Origin of the sequence: Mycolicibacterium celeriflavum, assembly GCF_010731795.1 — a bacterium.
Classification (GTDB): Bacteria; Actinomycetota; Actinomycetes; order Mycobacteriales; family Mycobacteriaceae; genus Mycobacterium; species Mycobacterium celeriflavum.
Genome location: NZ_AP022591.1, coordinates 1,345,496 through 1,365,213, shown reverse-complemented (window position 1 = coordinate 1,365,213; position 19,718 = coordinate 1,345,496). Strand labels below are relative to the sequence as shown.

The window sequence follows — 19,718 nt, the reverse complement described above, 5'->3', positions numbered from 1 at the left end:
GCCAAGAGTAATCTCTGACGTCGTGCCCACCACCCTGGCGGTCGTCCGCCTCGACCCTGATCTGCCGATGCCCAGCCGTGCCCATCACGGCGACGCGGGCATCGACCTCTTCAGTGCGCTCGACGTCGAACTGGCCCCCGGCCAGCGCGCGCTGGTACCGACCGGCATCGCGGTGGCCATTCCGCACGGGATGGTCGGCCTGGTGCACCCGCGCTCGGGTTTGGCCGCCCGCGTTGGGCTTTCGATCGTCAACAGCCCGGGGACGATCGACGCGGGGTACCGCGGTGAGATCAAGGTGGCGCTGATCAACCTCGATCCGCAGGTGCCGATCATCGTGCACCGCGGGGACCGCATCGCGCAGTTGCTGGTCCAGCGGGTCGAGCTGCTCGAGCTGGTCGAGGTCACGTCCTTCGACGAGGCCGGTCTCGGTGATACATCCCGTGGCGACGGCGGCCACGGCTCCTCCGGCGGACATGCGAGTTTGTGAAATGGCATTAGGAAAACACAAGAGCGACGACGACCAGGTCGATGAAAACGGCGCAGGGCAGGGGACCGGCGACGAGGTCGACGGCGACCTGGACGGCCCCTTCGACATCGAGGACTTCGACGACCCCGAGGCGGCCGCCACCGGCCGGCTGAACCTCGGCTCAGTGCTGATCCCGCTGCCCGAGGCGGGTCAGGTGCAGGTCGAGCTCACCCAACAAGGAGTGCCGAGCGCCGTGTGGGTCGTCACACGGCACGGTCGGTTCACCGTCGCCGCCTACGCCGCTCCGAAGTCCGCCGGCCTGTGGCGCGAGATCGCCGCCGAACTGGCCGACTCGTTGCGCAAGGACGGCGCCCAGGTGTCGATCCAGGACGGGCCGTGGGGCCGCGAGGTCGTCGGAGTTGCGCAGCAGGCCGACGCGGCGCAGCAAGCTCAGGCCGGCATGGTGCGCTTCATCGGGGTCGACGGCTACCGCTGGATGATCCGCTGCGTCGTCAACGGTCCCCAGGAACACTTCGACGCGCTCGCAGCCGAAGCGCGAGAAGCGTTGGCCGACACAGTGGTTCGTCGCGGTGATACCCCGTTGCCGGTGCGTACTCCGCTGCCGGTCGAATTGCCGGAGCCCATGGCCAACCAGCTGCGCGCCGCCGCCGAACAGGCCGCCCAACAGGCGCAACAAGCTCAGGAGGCCGGACAACAGGAGCCGCCCGCACAGCCCGTCGCGCGACGCAGCGCTCAGGGCTCGGCGATGCAGCAGTTGCGCACCATCACAGGCGGCTGACCCGTCCGACTTCGCGCTTTAACGGGTTGATCCCACGCACCAGGTGCATGCGATCCACCGGTTAGTGCCACCCGACCGACCGCGCGCGTTGCCGCCGCTGCCCGCTCGCTAGGCCTGCAGTAGGGCCGCTACACATGCCGTGCCGACCACTGCAGGATCGGCGCCCATCTCATCGAGTGTGAACGTGCGCAATGCCGCCTTCGGCGCCGCCGACACCCACTCGACCGCGACCTCGAGGGGATGCACCGGGTCGTCGGTCGCCGCGGCGACGCCCAGCGGGACGGTCAACCGCTCCAGCTCCGGACAAGTGGGTGCGACGTAGCTCGCCGCCTCCTCCATAGCGTCGGGCAGCGCGGGCCACTGGGCCAGCCACGACCGGGTCAACTCGTCGGCCAGCCACTGCGGGCTCGACGCCTGCATCGCCGCGGTGGCGGCGGCCAGCCCGTCGCGACGCAGCACCTCTGCGGAATGCCGCGCCGCGGCCGCTGCGGGCGCCCGGTGCGGTGAGCCCGTCCACGCCGGCAATGCGGCCAGCACCCCCACCGCCCGACCGGGATGCGCCAGTGCCCACTTGACGGCCACGGCGGCGCCGATCGACACTCCGCCCACGGCGATGGGCCCGGTGGCGGCGGCCTCATCGAGGGCGGCGCGGTAACCCTCGACGAGGCGGTGTGGTTGCGGCGCCGGGGTGATGACCGTCGCGCCGTGACCGCGCAACGCGGGGGAAAACGCCCGGTAGACGAAGTCATGGTCGGAACCCGTGCCGGGCAACAGCACCGTCGGAACGCCGCGCAGATTGACCGTCATGCGTTGATCGTGCCCGGCCCGGCGACCGCTCGGCGCGCCGACCCGACCCCGCGTGGCATATCGGAACCAAGAGGTCTAGCGTGGCGTTGGATTGGGTAGATCCATGGTGGATCTGCGATAGGTCAGGAGAGGCCATGGCAACGGCCGAAGGGTATCTGCGCCGGCTCACCCGGCGGCTGACAGAAGACCCGGAGCAGCTCGACGTCGAGGAACTCAGTGACGAAGTCGCCTCGACCGGCGCCCAGAAGGCGATCGACTGTCAACGCGGTCAGGAAGTCACAATGGTCGGCACTCTGCGCAGCGTCGAATGCAACGGCAAGGGCTGCGCCGGCGGTGTGAAGGCCGAATTGTTCGACGGTACAGACTCGGTGATGCTGGTCTGGCTCGGCCAGCGGCGCATCCCCGGCATCGAGTCGGGCCGCACGCTGAAGGTGCATGGCCGCGTCGGCAAGCTCGACAGCGGCGCCAAGGCGATCTACAACCCCCACTACGAGATCCAGAAGTGAGCGATCCCGGAACCGAACCGGGGAAGCCCTCCACCGAGCAGACCAGCAAGGCCCACGCCGTCCTGCAACAGATGGGCGGCGTCAGCGGCCTGATCTACTCCTCGCTGCCGGTGCTGGCATTCGTCCCGGTTTCCCAGATCTTCGGCTTGATGCCCGCGATCATCGCGGCGCTGGGCGTGGCGACGGTGATTCTGGCGTGGCGACTGGCCCGCCGTGAGTCCACCCAGCCGGCGGTCTCCGGCTTCTTCGGGGTGGGAATCTGCGCGTTGATCGCCTACGTGACCGGGGAGTCGGAAGGCTACTTTCTGTGGGGCATCTGGATGTCGCTGTTGTGGGCGACGGTATTCACGGTCTCGGTGTTGGTCCGGCGTCCCGTCGTCGGTTACGTGTGGAGCTGGGTCAGCGGCGGCGGCACTGAGTGGCGCCGGGTGCGCAGGGCGATGACGGCGTTCGACATCGCCACCCTGTTCTGGGTGCTGGTGTTCGCCTCCCGCTTCGTCGTGCAGCAGCACCTCTACGACGCCGGCCAAACCGGCTGGCTGGGCGTCGCGCGCATCTCCATGGGGTGGCCGCTGACTGCGGTCGCCGCGCTGGTGACCTATCTGGCCATCCGGACGGCGCAGAAAGCCCTCACCGGCACCGAGACTTCAGAGGACCTCCGCGACGCGGTGCCCGACGCGGCCCAACCGGACAGCCGCTGAGAACACCTGCCGGGCCGTGGGCCACGCCGGAGTCAGCGCGGCTGCGGGTGCAGAAGCAGATCCTGCAACTGATCTTCGACTTCGGCGACGGCCACGAACAGCAACTCGTCGCCGCCCTCGAGCGGCTCGTCGGACTCCGGCACGATCACCCGCGGCCCCCGCAGAATCGTCACCAGCGCGCAGTCGCGCGGCAATTCGAGGCGTTTGACGGGCTTACCGCCCCACGGGGTGTCGTCGGGCAGCGTGATCTCGACGAGGTTGGCCTGCCCCTTGCGGAACTCCATCAACCGCACCAGGTCGCCGACCGCGACGGCCTCCTCCACCAGGGAGGCCAACATGCGCGGCGTCGACACCGCCACGTCGACTCCCCAGCTCTCGTCGAACAGCCACTCATTGCGAGGGTCGTTGACTCGCGCCACCACCCGTTGCACCGCGAATTCGGTCTTGGCCAGCAGGCTGACCACCACGTTGACCTTGTCGTCGCCGGTGGCGGCGATCACCACGTCGAACTCCTCGAGCTGCACCGACTCGAGCAGGGACAGCTCGCACGCGTCGCCCAGCCGCCACTGCGCCGCGGGAATCGCGTCGACGTCGATGTGGTCGGGGTTGCGTTCGAGCAGCGTCACTTCGTGTGCGTCGACGAGCTCGCGTGCGATGGATCGGCCGACGGCGCCGGCCCCGGCGATGGCGACTTTCAACTGCGCCACTCCTCCATGTCGTCGTCGGCGCGCCTCATCAGCTCTCGAGATCCTCGCTGGGCGGCAGGGCGGCGATGGCCAGTGCTTCGGCGATGTGGCCGGCGATCGCGGCCATGAACACCTGGTCGCTGGCCTGGATGACGGTTTTGCCGTCGGGCAGCAGGCCCGCGCCGAAGCGGATCAGGAACGCCACCCGGCCGCCGGTGGCGGTCTCCAGGTCCGTGATCCGGCGACCCACCCAGGACTCGTGCATGGCCAGTTCGGTGACGCCGACGTTGCCGGTGGGGTCCCGCCATCGGGCCGTCTCGGTTTCGCGGGTCAGCACGTTGAGCAGCCGGTCGGTCGTCCACGGCACGGTGGCCACCGTCGGGATGCCCAACCGCTCGTAGACCGCGGCACGTTTCGCGTCGTAGATGCGGGCGACCACGCGCTCCACCCCGAACGTCTCGCGGGCCACCCGCGCCGAGATGATGTTGGAGTTGTCGCCCGACGAGACGGCGGCGAAGGCACCGGCTTCCTCGATGCCCGACCGCAGCAGCACGTCGCGGTCGAAGCCCATCCCGAGCACCCGCTCGCCGGAGAACTCCGGAGACAGCCGGTGAAATGCCGTGCTGTCACGGTCGATGACCGCGACGTCGTGCCCGATCCGGGCCAGGCTGTCCGACAGCGACGCCCCCACCCGGCCGCAGCCCATCACCACTACACGCACTCCACGGTCCTTCCTGTCGAACCCGCGCAGTCGGAACGCTACAGCTTTCTGACGGCCATTTGCCGCTGGGCTTACTCTTGGCACTCGTGTCCAAGCTATCGAGGTTCGCGCGGCGGTTGGTCCTCGGCAGGCCGTTTCGCAGCGACAGGCTTTCGCACACCCTGCTGCCCAAGAGGATCGCCCTTCCGGTGTTCGCCTCGGATGCACTGTCGTCGACGGCGTACGCGCCCGAGGAGATCTTCCTCGTCCTCTCGGTCGCCGGGTTGGCCGCCTACTCGATGGCGCCGTGGATCGCCGTGGCCGTCGCGGCGGTCATGTTGATCGTCATCGCCAGCTACCGGCAGAACGTGCACGCCTACCCGTCGGGCGGCGGGGATTACGAGGTGGTCAACACCAATCTCGGGCCGACTGCCGGCCTGACCGTGGCGAGCGCGCTGCTGGTGGACTACGTGCTCACGGTCGCGGTGTCGATGTCGTCGGCGATGTCGAACATCGGCTCGGCCGTGCCGTTCATTAACGACCACAAGGTGCTGTTCGCCGTCGTCGCGATCCTGGTGCTGGCCGCGCTGAACCTGCGCGGCATCCGAGAGTCCGGAACCGCGTTCGCCATCCCCACCTACGCGTTCATCGTCGGCATGTTCGTGATGCTCGGCTGGGGGTTCTTCCAGATCTATGTGCTCGGCGAGCCGCTGCAGGCCGAATCCGCGGACTTCGAGATGCATTCCGAGCACGGCGAAATCCTCGGCTTCGCGCTGGTTCTTCTCGTCGCGCGGGCGTTCTCGTCGGGCAGTGCGGCGCTGACCGGTGTGGAAGCCGTCAGCAACGGGGTGCCGGCGTTCCGTAAGCCGAAGTCGCGCAACGCCGCAACGACGCTGGCGCTGCTCGGGCTGATCGCGGTCACGCTGTTCATGGGCATCGTCATGCTGGCCAAGGCGACCGGTGTGCAGATGGCCGAGCGCCCGCACGAACAACTGGTCGGCGCCCCGGCGGACTACCACCAGAAGACGTTGATCGCACAGTTGGCTGACGCGGTGTTCCACGACTTCAGCGCTGGGCTGTTCATCATCGCTGGTGTCACGGCGCTGATCCTGCTGCTGGCGGCCAACACCGCGTTCAACGGGTTCCCGGTGCTCGGATCGATCCTCGCCCAGGACCGGTATCTGCCGCGCCAGTTGCACACCCGCGGTGACCGGCTCGCGTTCTCCAACGGCATCCTGTTCCTCGCGTTCGCCGCGATCGCGTTCGTGGTGGCGTTCCGCGCCGAGGTCACCGCGCTGATTCAGCTCTACATCGTCGGAGTGTTCGTCTCCTTCACGCTCAGCCAGATCGGCATGGTGCGGCACTGGACGCGGTTGCTGCGCACCGAGACCGAGCCCGTGATCCGGCGCAAGATGATGCGGTCGCGGGTGATCAACTCGATCGGGTGTATTTGCACCGCGACGGTGCTGGTGGTCGTCGTGGTGTCGAAATTCCTTGTTGGAGCGTGGATTGCGATCCTGGCGATGGGCGCGCTCTTCGGGATGATGAAGCTGATCCACCGGCACTACGACACCGTGACGCGTGAACTCGAGGAGCAGGCCGCCGCGGAAAGCGACATGGTGCTGCCGAGCCGCAACCACGCGATCGTGCTGGTTTCCAAACTGCATCTGCCCACACTGCGTGCGTTGGCATACGCCAGGGCCACCCGGCCGGACACGCTGGAAGCGATCACCGTCAGCGTCGACGACGGCGAGACGCGGGCACTCGTGCACAAGTGGGAGGACAGCGACATCAGCGTCCCGCTGAAGGTGATCGCCTCGCCGTACCGGGAGATCACCCGCCCGGTGCTCGAATACGTCAAGCGGGTCAGCCGGGAGTCGCCGCGCACTGTCGTCACCGTGTTCATCCCCGAGTACGTCGTCGGCCACTGGTGGGAACAGGTGCTGCACAATCAGAGCGCGCTGCGACTCAAGGGCCGACTGCTGTTCGAGCCGAACGTGATGGTGACCTCGGTTCCGTGGCAGTTGAGTTCGTCGGAGCGGCTCAAGACGCTGCAGCCGCAGTCCGCACCGGGCGACGCACGCAGGGGATTCCTGGATTGACCGGCGACGCCGGTGGTTCGCCAGGGCCACCGTTGGAACTCACGCTGACCGCCGGGCCGCCCGCCAACGGCGGGAGCTGTGTGGCGCGACACGACGGCCGCGTCGTGTTCGTCCGGTACGCGCTACCCGGTGAGCGGGTCAGGGTCCGGGTGCGCGCGGACCACGGAAAGTATTGGCACGCAGACGCTGTCGAGATCATCGAGCCGTCGCCCGACCGGGTCGCGTCCATCTGCCCGATCGCCGGTGCGGACGGTGCAGGCTGCTGCGACATGGCATTCGCCGAGCCCGCGGCGGTACGCACGCTCAAGGGCGCGGTCGTCGCCAACCAGTTGACGCGCTTGGGTGGCTACCACTGGCGCGACGAGGCCGACGCGACCGCCGAACCGCTCGGAAATGCGGGTGCCACGGGGTGGCGGACACGGGTCCGGCTGGATACCACCGGCGACGGGCGAGCGGGCTTTCACCGCTTCCACAGCGCCGAGTTGATCACCGAGCTGGACTGTGCGCAGTTACCCGCCGGCATGCTCGACGGGCTGGCCGACCGGAGCTGGCCGCCGGGTGCCCACCTGCACGTCGCACTCGACGACGACGGCGCGCGCCACGTCGTGCAGTCCGGGCCTCGGGCGCGGCACAACGGTGGACGCAAGGCCCACACGCAGGTGGTCGAGGGCGACTACGAAGCCGTCCAGCGCGTCGGGGACCGCACCTGGCGGATACCGGTGACCGCCTTCTGGCAGTCGCACCGTGACGCGGCGCGGCTCTACAGCGACCTTATCGCCGAGTGGGCGCAGTTGAGCGCCGGGATGACGGCATGGGATTTGTACGGCGGGGCAGGGGTTTTCGCGGCGGTCCTGGGGCCAGCGGTCGGTGAGACGGGCAAGGTCGTCACCGTCGACACGTCGAGGGGGTCGTCGCGGGCGGCGCGCGCCGCGTTGGCCGATATGGGTTGGGTGTCGGTGGTCACCGACTCGGTACGCCGCGCGCTGGTCGCCCAGCCTCAGCGGGCCGACGTCGCGGTGTTGGACCCGCCGCGGACCGGCGCGGGTCGCGAGGTGATCGACCTGCTCGCGGATGCCGAGGTGCCGCGGGTGATCCATATCGGGTGTGAGGCAGCGTCGTTCGCCCGCGACGTCGGGCTGTACCGGGGGCACGGCTATTCGGTGCGGGCGCTGCGGGTCTTCGACTCGTTTCCGCTCACGCATCACGTCGAGTGCATCGCGGTACTCACCCGCTGATCTGGGTACCCGCCCGGCATGACGGACAACGGCCAGAACGCAAAGCAGGAACAACTCGACGGATCCCGGTTCGACAAGACGACCGGCTACCTGACCACGCAGCAGGGGGTGCGCGTTGACCACACCGACGACGCGCTGACGGTCGGGGAGCGCGGCCCCACGCTGCTCGAGGACTTCCACGCACGGGAGAAGATCACCCACTTCGACCACGAACGCATCCCGGAGCGGGTCGTGCACGCCCGCGGCGCCGGCGCGTACGGCTATTTCGAGCCCTACGACGAGTCACTCGCCGAGTACACCGTCGCGAAATTCCTGACCACGCCCGGTGAGCAGACCCCCGTCTTCGTGCGGTTCTCCACGGTGGCCGGCTCACGCGGGTCGGCGGACACCGTGCGCGACGTGCGCGGCTTCGCCACCAAGTTTTACACCGACCAAGGCAACTACGACCTGGTGGGAAACAACTTCCCGGTGTTCTTCATCCAGGACGGGATCAAGTTCCCCGACTTCGTGCACGCCGTCAAGCCCGAGCCGCACAACGAAATTCCGCAGGCGCAGTCCGCGCACGACACGCTGTGGGACTTCGTGTCGCTGCAGCCGGAGACGTTGCACACGATCATGTGGCTGATGTCGGACCGGGCGCTGCCGCGCAGCTACCGGATGATGCAGGGCTTCGGCGTGCACACCTTCCGGTTCGTCAACGCGCGCGGTGAAGGCACCTTCGTGAAATTCCACTGGAAGCCGAGCCTGGGTGTGCATTCGCTGGTGTGGGACGAATGCCAGAAGGTTGCGGGCAAGGATCCCGACTTCAACCGGCGCGACCTGTGGGACAGCATCGAGGCCGGCCAGTTCCCCGAGTACGAGCTCGGAGTGCAGCTGGTGCCCGAGAGCGACGAGTTCAACTTCGACTTCGATCTGCTCGACGCCACCAAGATTATTCCGGAGGAACAGGTTCCGGTCCGGCCCGTCGGCAAGATGGTGCTCAACCGGAATCCGGACAACTTCTTCGCCGAGACCGAGCAGGTCGCGTTCCACACCGCCAACGTGGTGCCCGGCATCGATTTCACCAACGATCCGCTGCTGCAGTTCCGCAACTTCTCCTACCTCGACACCCAGCTGATCCGGCTGGGCGGGCCCAACTTCGCGCAGCTGCCGGTCAATCGACCGCTGGCAGACGTCCGCAATAACCAGCACGACGGCTACGGCCAGCATTCGATCCCGCGGGGACGGTCCAGTTACTTCCCCAACAGCCTCGGCGGCGGCTGCCCGGCGCTTGCGGACGAGAATGTGTTTCGCCACTACACCGAGAAGGTCGACGGCAACAAGATCCGCCAGCGCGCCAAGAGCTTCGAGGACCACTACAGTCAGGCGCGCATGTTCTGGAAGAGCATGTCTGCTCCGGAGGCCAAGCACATCGTCGCGGCGTTCGCGTTCGAACTCGGCAAGGTCGAGGTGGAAGAGATCCGGGCGCGCACCGTCGAACAGATCAACCGCATCGACCACGACCTGGCCGCGCAGGTCGCGGGCAAGCTGGGCCTACCGGAACCCGCCGAGCAGGCGGTGGACGACAAGATGCCCGCCTCACCGGCGCTGTCGCAGCTGAACACCGCGACCGACAGCATCGCCACCCGCAAGATCGCGGTGCTGGCGGCCGACGGCGTCGACGTGGAGGGCGCCCAGCGAACCATCGATGCGCTGCGGAAACGCGGTGCGGTGGTCGAGGTGCTGGCGCCGGTCGCGGGCGGCACGCTGTCCGGCGGTTCGGGCGGCGAACTGCCCGTCGACCGCGCGATCACGACGATGGCTTCGGTGCTCTACGACGCGGTGGTCGTGCCCTGCGGCCCGGATTCGGCGCAGGCACTCGCCGGTGACGGGTATGCGATGCACTTCATCGCCGAGGCGTACAAGCATCTCAAGGCCGTTGGCGCCTGGGGTTCCGGCGTCGACCTGCTGCCCAAGGCCGGCATCCCCGAGGAACTCGCCGACGACACGAATATCGTTGTGTCCCATGGCGTTGTCTCGACCGCCGCGGCCGCCGGCGACCTCACCGACGAGTTCGCCGAAGCGTTGGCTTCGGAGCTGGCCAAACATCGGGCGTGGGACCGCGAGACCGATCCTGTACCGGCCTGATCGGTTGCGGTGCAGACCTTCCTGCCCTGCCCGGGCTTCGACGAGACCGCCAGGATCCTGGACACGAAGCGGCTGGGCAAGCAGCGGGTGGAGGCCATCCAGGTGGTGCGGGCGCTGACGGTCCCGGGTTACGGATGGCGCCATCACCCCGCCGCGGCGATGTGGGCGGGCTATGAAGAGGCGCTGGTCCGCTACGGGCTCGACATCTGCGCCAGATGGTGCCGACTGGGGCATGCCGACACGTGCGCGGCGACGATGGTCAGCGACCTCGCCACCGGCACCGGAATCGGCACGCCGCGCACGCAAGACGAGCTGGCGGCCGCGGGGGAGATGCCGCCGTGGCTGGGCGATCCAGCGTTTCACCGCAGCCACCAGTCGGCGCTCGTGCGCAAGGACCCGCAGCACTACCGCCGGTTCTTCCCCGACGTGCCCGACGATCTGGAGTACGTGTGGCCAGGCTCCGACCGCGAGCGGCGGGTGTCGATCTGACGCCACCGGTCCAACAGCGCCGGAAGTTCCTCCATCAGGAAGGCGTAGAAGTCGCGCATCTGCGTCAGCCGCTGCCCGGCAGTGCTGTCGCGACCGGTGACAGCGATTGCGTCATCTGCCGCCGCCTGCATCGCGCCGATCACGTCATTCTGTGCGGTATACAAAGTGGCCCACGCGTCATCGCGCAGCCGGTAGTGGTCGCGCCGGCTCGCCGGCACGGGCACGCGCTCGACCAGTCCGACGGACGTGAGCATCTTGACCGCGCCCGAAATCGCGCCGGAGCTCGCCTGCAAGCGATCCGCCAGCTCACTTGCGGTCATCGCCCGTTGCTCGGTGCACAGCAGCGTGGCCAGAACGCGAGCCGTCATCCGTTGCAGACCGTGGCTGGTCAGCACCAGGGCGAGGCGTTCGGCGGCCTCCTGTTGGTCCCGCGCTCGCGACACCGCACCTCCCCTCAAAGATTCGAGCCCACAACTATCTTCAAAAATTTCTGAAAGTTCAGTATAGTAGCGGGCGGCGCTCCGGGAAGTCTGGTCGGAATCTTTGTTGACTCGTCCGCAGAAGGGATCAGACCAGCGATGGAGATCGTCGAATCGGCCAACGCACCCTCCGGTGTGAAAACCGGCGTGATCAGTGTCCGTGGACTGACGTTCACCTATCCCGAGGCCGCCGAGCCGGCGATACGCGGCATGGACTTCGCCGTAGGCCGGGGCGAGATCTTCGGCTTTCTCGGGCCCAGCGGTGCGGGAAAGTCGACGACCCAGAAACTGCTGATCGGGCTGCTGCGGGGTCACGGTGGACAGGCCACGGTCTGGGGCAAGGATCCGCGGGCCTGGGGACCCGACTACTACGAGCGCATCGGCGTCTCGTTCGAGCTACCGAATCACTACCAAAAGCTCACCGGGCTGGAGAATCTGCAGTTCTTTGCGTCGCTCTACGGCGGCGAAACAGCGGATCCGATGGCACTGCTGGAGGCCGTCGGCCTGGCCGACGCCGCGCACACGCGGGTCGGCAAGTACTCCAAAGGAATGCAAATGCGGCTGACATTCGTCCGCTCGCTGATCAACAACCCGGAGCTACTGTTCCTCGACGAGCCCACCTCGGGTCTGGACCCGGTCAACGCGCGCAAGGTCAAAGACATCATCCTGGGGTTGAAGGCGCGTGGCCGAACGATATTCTTGACCACTCACGACATGGCCACCGCCGACGAGCTGTGCGACAGAGTCGCTTTCGTCGTCGACGGCCGGATCGTCGCGCTCGATACCCCCGCCGAGCTCAAGATCGCCCGCAGCCAGCGGCGCGTACGCGTGGAGTACCGCAGCGAAACCGGACACCTCGATGTGTCCGAGTTCAGTATGGACGGGCTCGCAGACGACCCGGGCTTTCACGCCGTGCTACGCAACCAACACGTTGAAACCATTCACAGTCGGGAGGCAACGCTCGACGACGTTTTCGTCGAGACCACGGGAAGGCGGCTGACATGACGCCGGAGCCGGAATTCCGGCGACATTGGACCAGGTGGACCAGTGCGCTGCGGCTCGAGGCGACGCTGCAGTACAGGCAGAAGTTCCTGCACGCGGGCGTGTTCTCCGGTTTGATGTGGCTTGCGGTGTTGCTGCCGATGCCGCACAGTCTGCGCCCGGTCGCCGAGCCCTATGTTCTCTTCGGCGACATCTCGATTATCGGGTTCTTCTTCATCGGCGGCATCGTGTTCTTCGAGAAGCAGGAGCGCACGATCGGCGCCATCGTCTCCACCCCACTACGGTTCTGGGAGTACCTGGCTGCGAAACTCGTAGTGCTGGTGTTCGTTTCACTCGTTGTGGCGGTTGCCGTCGCGACGATCTCCAGTGGTTTCGGCTATGACCTTGTTCGGGTGGTCGTCGGTGTTGTGCTGGGCACGCTGGTGATGCTGCTGGTGAGTTTCATCAGCTCACTGCCGTTCGCATCGGTGACCGACTGGTTCCTCGCCGCGACCATCCCGCTCGCGGTGTTGAGCCTGCCGATTCTCCACTACGCCGGTGTGTGGCCGAACCCCGTGATGTACCTCATCCCTTCACAGGGCCCGCTGCTGCTGCTCGGATCGGCGTTCGGTCAGGTGACGCTCGCGCCGTGGCAAGTCCTCTACGCGGTGCTGTATCCCCTGGCTTGCGTTGCCGGGCTGTGCTGGGCGGCGAAGGCGGCGTTCGACCGGTACGTCATCGAGAGGTCGGGTGCGCTGTGATGAGCGCATCGGTGAATGCACTGGCTGCGTTCGGCCGCAACGATATTCGCGGCACCTATCGTGAACCGCTGCTGGTCATGATCGTCCTGGCGCCCGCCATCTGGATCGCCGGGGTGGCGTTTCTGACACCGATGTTCACCGAGATGCTCTCGCAGCGTTACGGTTTCGACCTGGTGCCGTACTACCCGTTGGTGCTCACCGCGTTCCTGTTGTTGACGAGCATCATCATCGTCGGGGGGTTGGCGGCGATGTTGGTGTTGGACGAACTGGACGGCGGCACGATGGCGGCGCTGCGGGTGACGCCTGTACCGCTGGCCACCTACTTCGCCTACCGCGCAGGCACCGTCTTGGTGGTGACCACCATCTATGTGGTCGCAACCATGTCCTTCAGCGGGATCTTGGAACCCGGCCTGGTTCCTGCCCTCATCCCGATCGGCCTGGTGGCCGGGTTGTCGGCTGTGGTGACGCTGCTGCTGATCGTCGCGGTGGCGAGCAACAAGATTCAGGGCATCGCAATGATTCGCGCACTCGGTATGCTGGTCGCCGGGCTGCCCTGCCTACCGTGGTTCATCGACTCGGCATGGAACCTCGCCTTCGGAGTGTTGCCGCCCTACTGGGCTGCCAAGGCGTTCTGGGTCGCCAGTGATCACGGCTTCTGGTGGCCATACCTCGTTTGCGGCGTCGTGTACAACGTGGCCGTCGCGTGGGTGTTGTTTCAGCGCTTCATGGCGAAGGCTCAGCGCCCGGCGAAGTAGCGCACGGTTGCGCGGCATTCGATTTCCGACTACAGGGCAGAAGCCGTGATGAAACGCGGCCTCTGTCGAACAAGTCGGGCCCGAGGAGTACGCGTCCCGGTATCTCAAGCCTGCCGGCCGTGACGACGGGATCTCGGAGCTCGAGCGAGCGCTGTACGCGCAGCGCTAGGCGAGCACGAAGTAGCGCAACCACAGGTAGAGCGCCGAAAGCACAATCGAAACCACCGTGATCAGAGCACCTTTGCGGGTGAACTCCCAGAACGAGATCGGGTTGTCGGCGCGGCGCGCGATGCCGAGCATCACGACATTGGCACTCGCGCCGACGGCGGTCAGGTTGCCGCCGAAGTCGGCACCCAGCGCCAGCGCCCACCACAACACATCCGGGTGCGCGAGATCCGTGATGCTCGCCGACAACTCGCTGACAATCGGTGTCATGGTTGCGGTGTAGGGAATGTTGTCGATGACACCGGACACTGGTGCGGAGATGCCGAGGATCAGCATTGTCGTCAACAAGCCGTTGCCGTCGGTGAATTCGGTCGCCGCGCGTGCCAGTTCCTCGACGACGCCCGTCTTGACCAGCGCGCCGACCATCACGAAAAGGCCGGCGAAGAAGAGCAAGGTCTCCCACTCGACGCTGGCGAGGTAGTCACGCTGCTCGAGTCGCGATATCAGAATCAAGACGCCTGCGCCGAGTAACGCGACGACCGAGGGCTCGATGTGCAGCACGGAATGGCCGATGAATGCGGCGAACACGGCTACGAGCACGATGGCGCATTTGATCAGCAGACGAGGATTCTGAATGGCTTCGCGTTCGTTCAATGTCATCACGTCTGCCGCACGTTCGGGATCGACGTCGAAGCTTCCGCGGAAGATGAAGGGTATCAACGCGACGAAAACTGCCATCACGATCAGCACGATCGGGGTCATATGGATGAGGAAGTCGTTGAAGGACAAGCCCCCTCGGCTGGCGATGATGATGTTCGGCGGATCACCGACAAGAGTGGAGGCACCGCCGATGTTCGAGGCGAGCACTTCGGCGATCAGGAACGGGATCGGGTTGATCTCCAACCGTTCGCACACCAGCAGCGTGACGGGCGCGATGAGCAGGACTGTCGTGACGTTGTCCAAAAGCGCCGACGCGAAGGCGGTGACAAGCACCAGCAGGATCATGATTCGAAGGGGAGAACCGTTGGCGCGCTTGGCGGCCCAGATCGCGATGTACTCGAAGACACCGGTCTGCCGCAGGACGCCGACGATGATCATCATCCCGAACAGCAGGAAGATGACGTTCCAGTCGATCCCGGTCTCGTGCGAGTAGAACGCGTCGTCGGCTTCTACAATCCCGAGGGCCAGCACGATCGCGCCGCCGCACAACGCCACCAGCGTCTTGTTGATGCGGTCGCTGGCTATCAGGATGTAGGCGATCACGAAGACGGTGATCGCTACGGCAGCCACGGGTGCTAAGTCCTCAGCGCGGCGTCCAGGAGCCGCGACGCGGTGATGACACCGTGCAACTTCTCATCCTTCATGACGGCGATCAACGGACTTCGGAACCGGGCCATGAGCGCGGCCACTTCGATGATCGTGTCATCGGCGTTGGCGGCGGGAACATCGGTGAGGTGTTCCGGCAGGACGTCGTGGACTTTCTTGTTGCCCAGCTTCTCCGCAGCACGATCGGCCCACGACTCGTTGATCACGCCGGCCAGCGATGGGTCGTCCTGGACATACGTCGGCACAATGAACCGCACCACTTGCGAGGCGGGCAGCACCGCATACGGCTTTCCGGACTCGCCCGTGACAAGTATTCCGGGCAGTCGGTGTTCGGCGAGTACGCGGGCAGCGTCCAGCGCGTTCGAGTCGACGGTTATCACCGGAAAGTCCTCAGCCAAGTCTTCGGCATGCATATCAGCACCCTACGACCGTCTCGTACATCATCTGTTCCCTTCAGGTGGTCCGGTCGCGGCGCTAATAGCCGAATATTCCAGTCGCGATGAGGCCGGCGCCGATCACGACGAAGCCCACGGTTGCGCCCAGTCCGGTGCGCAGTTGCGAGACTCCCTCTCCACCAATGGATCCAGACCACTGGTCGGTTCGACCAATACGAGCCAAGAAGCGCGAGTGGCGAACACGGCGACTTCGTCAGGCGGTCAACGCGAACAGCGATCTTTGACGCAGAATCTGCGTGGACCAAGGGAGAAGCGGGCACCGGAGGCCTTTCACGAGTCGGGCTAGTGACTGCCGACCCGACTTCCCGGCGCTCCAAGGGCAAACTTACCTCTGATCGACGTCGCACACTAGCCATTAACCGGAAGCGTCGATGCGTTCACTAGGATCGGGCCGGTGCCAACCAATTTGCGCCTACTCGCCCGTGGCTCATGGGCCGAGTCGCAACGGTTTTCCGAGATTCTGCGCAAGGAAACCGTCGGCGGGATTCTGCTGTTGGTTTCCGCAGGCGCGGCGCTGGTGTGGGCCAACTCGCCGTGGTCTGCGGCCTATCGCACGGTCTCGGAGTTCACCGTCGGGCCCGGGTCACTGCATCTGGATCTGAGCGTCTCAGCGTGGGCCGCCGACGGGCTTCTTGCCATCTTCTTCTTCGTCGTCGGGCTGGAACTCAAGCGCGAATTCGTCGCCGGCGACCTTCGCGATCCGCGTCGCGCAGCGCTGCCGATCGCTGCGGCTGTCGGCGGGATGATCGTGCCGGCCGCCATCTACCTCGCCATCAATGCCGGTCATCCGGAGAATCTCGACGGCTGGGCGGTCCCGATCGCCACCGACATCGCGTTCGCATTGGCTGTGTTGGCCGTCTTGTCGACGCACTTGCCCACGGCGCTGCGGACGTTTCTGCTCACGCTCGCGGTCGTCGACGATCTGCTTGCGATCACCGTCATCGCCGTGTTCTTCACCGAGGATCTGTCGCCCGGCCCGCTGGCGCTGGCGCTCATCCCGATCGGACTGTTCGGGCTCGCGGTGCAACGCGGCATTCACCACTGGTGGTTGCTGCTGCCGCTGGCCGTCGCCGCCTGGGCGCTGGTGCATGCGAGCGGGGTGCACGCGACGGTCGCCGGGGTGGTGTTGGGCTTCACGGTTCCGGTCCTCGGCAGGTTTGGGCATCCGACGGCGGAGTTGTTCGAGCACACGCTTCGGCCGCTGTCAGCTGGGTTCGCGGTGCCGGTGTTCGCGTTTTTCGCCGCCGGTGTGACGGTGGGCGGCTGGACCGGGCTCGGCGATGCGCTCCTTCACCCGATCACCGACGGTGTGATCGCCGGTCTGGTCATCGGCAAGCCGGCGGGGGTTTGGCTGACCGCCTTCCTGCTGGCCAAATTCACCCACGCCAGCCTCGACGACGAGCTCGCCTGGCGTGACGTCTTGGGCGTCGCCTTGCTCGCGGGCATCGGCTTCACAGTTTCGTTATTGATCGGCGAATTGGCGTTCGGCCACGGCACCACCGCGGGCGACGACGTCAAGATCGGCGTGCTTGTCGGTTCCGTTCTCGCAGGTGTGCTGGCGTCCGTGGTGCTATTGAGCCGTAACGCCGCCTACCGCCGAATCGAAGCGATCGAAGCCGCCGACAGCGACCGCGACGGTGTGCCCGACATCTACCAAGCGCGCCCCGACTGACCACCACAAGGCGTGCGTAAACTGAACGAATGCTTGAACAGATCCGCGGTCCCGCCGATCTGCAGCACCTGACGCAATCGCAACTCAGCGATTTGGCACGTGAGATCCGCGAGTTTCTGATCCACAAGGTCGCTGCGACCGGCGGGCATCTCGGCCCGAACCTCGGCGTGGTGGAGCTCACGCTCGCGCTGCACCGGGTGTTCGACTCGCCGCACGACCCGATCGTCTTCGACACCGGACACCAGTCGTACGTGCACAAGATGCTGACCGGGCGTAGCCACGAGTTCGACTCGCTGCGCAAGAAGGGCGGCCTGTCCGGCTACCCGTCGCGCGAGGAGAGCGAGCACGACTGGGTGGAGTCCAGCCACGCCAGTTCGGCGCTGTCCTACGCCGACGGGCTGGCCAAGGCGTTCGAGTTGTCCGGGCACCGCAACCGGCACGTGGTCGCCGTCGTCGGCGACGGCGCCTTGACCGGCGGTATGTGCTGGGAGGCGCTGAACAACATCGCCGCCGCGCGACGGCCGGTCGTGATCGTCGTCAACGACAACGGCCGCAGCTACGCGCCGACGATCGGCGGCCTGGCCGAGCACCTGGCCGGCCTGCGGCTGCAGCCGGGCTACGAACGGGTGCTCGAAGAGGGCCGCAAGGCGGTGCGCGGCCTCCCGGTCATCGGCGAGGTGTGCTACCAGGGCATGCACTCCATCAAGGCCGGCATCAAGGACGCGTTGTCCCCGCAGGTGATGTTCACCGACCTCGGGCTGAAGTACGTCGGTCCGATCGACGGCCACGACGAGCACGCGGTGGAGACCGCGCTGCGCCGGGCGCGGGGCTTCAGCAGGCCCGTGATCGTGCACGTCGTCACCCGTAAGGGCATGGGCTACGGGCCCGCGGAGAACGACGAAGCCGACCAGATGCACTCGTGCGGCGTCATCGACCCCGAGACCGGGTTGGCGACGTCGGTGCCCGGCCCCGGCTGGACGTCGACGTTCTCCGAGGCGCTGATCGGCTATGCGTCCAGGCGACGCGACGTCGTGGCGATCACCGCGGCGATGCCCGGCCCGACCGGGCTCAGCGCGTTCCGCCAGCGCTTTCCGGACCGGTTCTTCGACGTGGGCATCGCCGAGCAGCACGCGATGACGTCGGCGGCGGGGCTGGCGATGGGCGGCCTGCATCCGGTGGTCGCGATCTACTCGACGTTCCTGAACCGGGCGTTCGACCAGGTCATGATGGACGTGGCGCTGCACAAGCTGCCCGTGACGATGGTGTTGGACCGCTCCGGGATCACCGGCCCCGACGGCGCCAGCCACAACGGCATGTGGGACCTGTCGATGCTGGGCATCGTCCCCGGTATGCGGGTGGCGGCGCCGCGTGACGGCACCCGACTGCGTGAGGAACTCGGCGAGGCCCTCGACGTCAACGACGGTCCGACCGCGATTCGGTTCCCGAAAGGTGATGTCGGCGAAGACATTTCGGCCATCGAACGACGCGGCGGTGTCGACGTCCTGGCCGCGCCCGCCGACGGGCTCGCCGACGACGTGTTGTTGGTGGCGGTGGGACCGCTCGCGTCAATGGCGTTGGCGATCGCCGAGCTGCTGCGTAATCAGGGCATCGGCGTGACGGTAGTCGACCCGCGTTGGGTGCTACCGGTGCCGGAGGCGATCGCCGGACTCGCGCGCGACCACAAGCTCGTCGTGACGCTCGAGGACAACGGCGTCAACGGCGGCGTCGGATCGGCGGTCTCGGCGGCGCTGCGTCGCGCGGAGATCGACGTGCCGTGCCGCGACGTGGGCCTTCCGCAGGAGTTCTTCGCGCAGGCGTCCCGCAGCGAGGTGTTCGCCGAGGTCGGCTTGACCGATCGCACCGTGGCCCGCCAGATCACCGGGTGGGTCGCCGCGCAGGGCAGCGCGGTCACCGATTCGGAAGTCAGCGAGCGCCTCGACTAGTTGTCATCAGCCATCTCGGCGGCTTCGTCGGAGACCCCGCGACGCTGCGCGCGCAGCACGAAGATTGCGACGGCCAACACCAGCACCAAGCCGCCGAGGACGCCGACCGCGACGATCGCGCGGGCGAACTCGGGGCCATTGGACAGCAGTTTCGCCGCTTCCACCGACAGCACCACGATCTCCTTGATGCACGCCAGGATGCCGACGATCAGGAACGGTTCGGCGACGATCTCGTGTGAGCGCAGCGATGTCCGCACCGCGTAGAGCAGTTCGACGAAGATGAAGATCAGCAGCAGGCCGTCGAGCACGTCGAGCATGATCGTGTTGGCGGGCGCATCACCCAGCCGCAGCAAGACGTTGACCTGGGCGACGAGCAGTGCCGCCGACCCGCCGAGCAGGACCACTGCGATCGCCCAGTAGATGGCGTCTTCGGCGAAGCTCAACACTCGGTCGGCGAAGCGCTGCCGATCCTCTTCGTTCTCGGTCTCGTCTTGCTCCGCCATTGGGTCACGCTAAGCCGTGGACAGCCGCAGCAGACGCAAAATGCCTTCGACACGCCGCCG

General features: G+C 66.6%; 20 protein-coding genes. 13 read left to right on the top strand and 7 right to left on the bottom strand.

What is annotated here, in order from left to right; all coding sequences use genetic code 11:
- Window positions 1–22 precede the first annotated feature (22 nt).
- Together dut and G6N18_RS06585 are read left to right on the top strand one after the other, a co-directional pair.
- Window positions 23–487, top strand: coding sequence for a dUTP diphosphatase (dut, locus tag G6N18_RS06590; RefSeq protein WP_082999965.1), 465 nt, complete (start codon window positions 23–25; stop codon window positions 485–487).
- A gap of 1 nt (window position 488) precedes the next feature.
- Window positions 489–1,265: a DUF3710 domain-containing protein gene (locus G6N18_RS06585; RefSeq protein WP_082999966.1), complete on the top strand. Its 777-nt coding sequence runs from the start codon at window positions 489–491 to the stop codon at window positions 1,263–1,265.
- Window positions 1,266–1,373: 108 nt separating this feature from the next.
- Here G6N18_RS06585 and G6N18_RS06580 read toward each other — a convergent pair whose 3' ends face one another.
- Window positions 1,374–2,072, bottom strand: coding sequence for an alpha/beta fold hydrolase (locus tag G6N18_RS06580; RefSeq protein WP_082999967.1), 699 nt, complete (start codon window positions 2,070–2,072; stop codon window positions 1,374–1,376).
- A 134-nt stretch (window positions 2,073–2,206) separates the two neighbouring features.
- Here G6N18_RS06580 and G6N18_RS06575 point away from each other — a divergent pair, with 134 nt between their 5' ends.
- Complete coding sequence (locus G6N18_RS06575) at window positions 2,207–2,578, top strand: OB-fold nucleic acid binding domain-containing protein (protein ID WP_067215083.1); 372 nt, start codon at window positions 2,207–2,209, stop codon at window positions 2,576–2,578.
- Window positions 2,575–3,279, top strand: a complete 705-nt coding sequence (locus G6N18_RS06570; protein ID WP_179962376.1) for a DUF3159 domain-containing protein — start codon at window positions 2,575–2,577, stop codon at window positions 3,277–3,279. The genes G6N18_RS06575 and G6N18_RS06570 overlap by 4 nt, the downstream gene beginning before the upstream one ends.
- 32 nt (window positions 3,280–3,311) lie before the next feature.
- On the opposite strand, the gene G6N18_RS06565 is transcribed toward G6N18_RS06570, so the two are convergent.
- Entirely contained in the window at window positions 3,312–3,977 is a 666-nt protein-coding gene (locus G6N18_RS06565) for a potassium channel family protein (protein ID WP_059099844.1), read from the bottom strand.
- A gap of 37 nt (window positions 3,978–4,014) precedes the next feature.
- Window positions 4,015–4,686 (bottom strand): potassium channel family protein, encoded by a 672-nt coding sequence (locus G6N18_RS06560; RefSeq protein WP_067215091.1) that lies wholly within the window; start codon window positions 4,684–4,686, stop codon window positions 4,015–4,017.
- A gap of 77 nt (window positions 4,687–4,763) precedes the next feature.
- On the opposite strand from G6N18_RS06560, the gene G6N18_RS06555 reads away from it, so the two are divergent.
- The 4 genes from G6N18_RS06555 to G6N18_RS06540 are packed head-to-tail and all read left to right on the top strand — an operon-like array spanning window position 4,764 to window position 10,618.
- Window positions 4,764–6,767 carry an APC family permease gene (locus G6N18_RS06555; protein ID WP_197931654.1) on the top strand — a complete coding sequence of 668 codons (2,004 nt, stop codon included), beginning with the start codon at window positions 4,764–4,766 and terminating at the stop codon, window positions 6,765–6,767.
- Window positions 6,764–8,002, top strand: a complete 1,239-nt coding sequence (locus tag G6N18_RS06550; RefSeq protein ID WP_082999968.1) for a class I SAM-dependent RNA methyltransferase — start codon at window positions 6,764–6,766, stop codon at window positions 8,000–8,002. Before G6N18_RS06555 ends, G6N18_RS06550 begins: the two co-directional genes overlap by 4 nt.
- Window positions 8,003–8,020: 18 nt before the next feature.
- Complete coding sequence (locus tag G6N18_RS06545) at window positions 8,021–10,129, top strand: catalase (RefSeq protein WP_082999969.1); 2,109 nt, start codon at window positions 8,021–8,023, stop codon at window positions 10,127–10,129.
- A 9-nt stretch (window positions 10,130–10,138) separates the two neighbouring features.
- A complete protein-coding gene (locus G6N18_RS06540) occupies window positions 10,139–10,618 on the top strand; it encodes an MSMEG_6728 family protein (protein ID WP_082999970.1) in 480 nt (159 codons plus the stop codon).
- On the opposite strand, the gene G6N18_RS06535 is transcribed toward G6N18_RS06540, so the two are convergent.
- The gene (locus tag G6N18_RS06535) at window positions 10,534–11,061 is read right to left on the bottom strand and encodes a GbsR/MarR family transcriptional regulator (RefSeq protein WP_109749343.1); all 528 of its coding nucleotides are present in this window, start codon (window positions 11,059–11,061) and stop codon (window positions 10,534–10,536) included. The two genes, G6N18_RS06540 and G6N18_RS06535, sit on opposite strands and share 85 nt — an antisense overlap.
- Window positions 11,062–11,196: 135 nt before the next feature.
- Here G6N18_RS06535 and G6N18_RS06530 point away from each other — a divergent pair, with 135 nt between their 5' ends.
- The 3 genes from G6N18_RS06530 to G6N18_RS06520 are packed head-to-tail and all read left to right on the top strand — an operon-like array spanning window position 11,197 to window position 13,594.
- Window positions 11,197–12,102 carry an ABC transporter ATP-binding protein gene (locus G6N18_RS06530; protein ID WP_082999971.1) on the top strand — a complete coding sequence of 302 codons (906 nt, stop codon included), beginning with the start codon at window positions 11,197–11,199 and terminating at the stop codon, window positions 12,100–12,102.
- Entirely contained in the window at window positions 12,099–12,839 is a 741-nt protein-coding gene (locus G6N18_RS06525; protein ID WP_082999972.1) for a fluoroquinolone export ABC transporter permease subunit, read from the top strand. Before G6N18_RS06530 ends, G6N18_RS06525 begins: the two co-directional genes overlap by 4 nt.
- A complete protein-coding gene (locus G6N18_RS06520) occupies window positions 12,839–13,594 on the top strand; it encodes an Rv2686c family ABC transporter permease subunit (protein WP_082999973.1) in 756 nt (251 codons plus the stop codon). Before G6N18_RS06525 ends, G6N18_RS06520 begins: the two co-directional genes overlap by 1 nt.
- Before the next feature lie 165 nt (window positions 13,595–13,759).
- Here the strand turns inward: G6N18_RS06520 and G6N18_RS06515 are convergent, their stop codons facing one another.
- Both G6N18_RS06515 and G6N18_RS06510 read right to left on the bottom strand, forming a co-directional pair.
- Window positions 13,760–15,049: an ArsB/NhaD family transporter gene (locus G6N18_RS06515; RefSeq protein ID WP_082999974.1), complete on the bottom strand. Its 1,290-nt coding sequence runs from the start codon at window positions 15,047–15,049 to the stop codon at window positions 13,760–13,762.
- A 5-nt stretch (window positions 15,050–15,054) separates the two neighbouring features.
- On the bottom strand, window positions 15,055–15,498 hold the full coding sequence (locus G6N18_RS06510; RefSeq protein WP_067215128.1) for a CBS domain-containing protein: 444 nt from the start codon (window positions 15,496–15,498) through the stop codon (window positions 15,055–15,057).
- Between the two features lie 436 nt (window positions 15,499–15,934).
- Between G6N18_RS06510 and nhaA the strand changes: the two genes are divergently transcribed.
- Both nhaA and dxs read left to right on the top strand, forming a co-directional pair.
- Window positions 15,935–17,212 (top strand): Na+/H+ antiporter NhaA, encoded by a 1,278-nt coding sequence (gene nhaA / locus G6N18_RS06505; RefSeq protein ID WP_082999975.1) that lies wholly within the window; start codon window positions 15,935–15,937, stop codon window positions 17,210–17,212.
- Between the two features lie 29 nt (window positions 17,213–17,241).
- The gene (dxs, locus tag G6N18_RS06500) at window positions 17,242–19,155 is read left to right on the top strand and encodes a 1-deoxy-D-xylulose-5-phosphate synthase (RefSeq protein ID WP_082999976.1); all 1,914 of its coding nucleotides are present in this window, start codon (window positions 17,242–17,244) and stop codon (window positions 19,153–19,155) included.
- Here the strand turns inward: dxs and G6N18_RS06495 are convergent.
- The gene (locus G6N18_RS06495) at window positions 19,152–19,658 is read right to left on the bottom strand and encodes a phosphate-starvation-inducible PsiE family protein (protein WP_067215136.1); all 507 of its coding nucleotides are present in this window, start codon (window positions 19,656–19,658) and stop codon (window positions 19,152–19,154) included. The genes dxs and G6N18_RS06495 overlap by 4 nt on opposite strands.
- Between the last annotated feature and the right edge of the window lie 60 nt (window positions 19,659–19,718).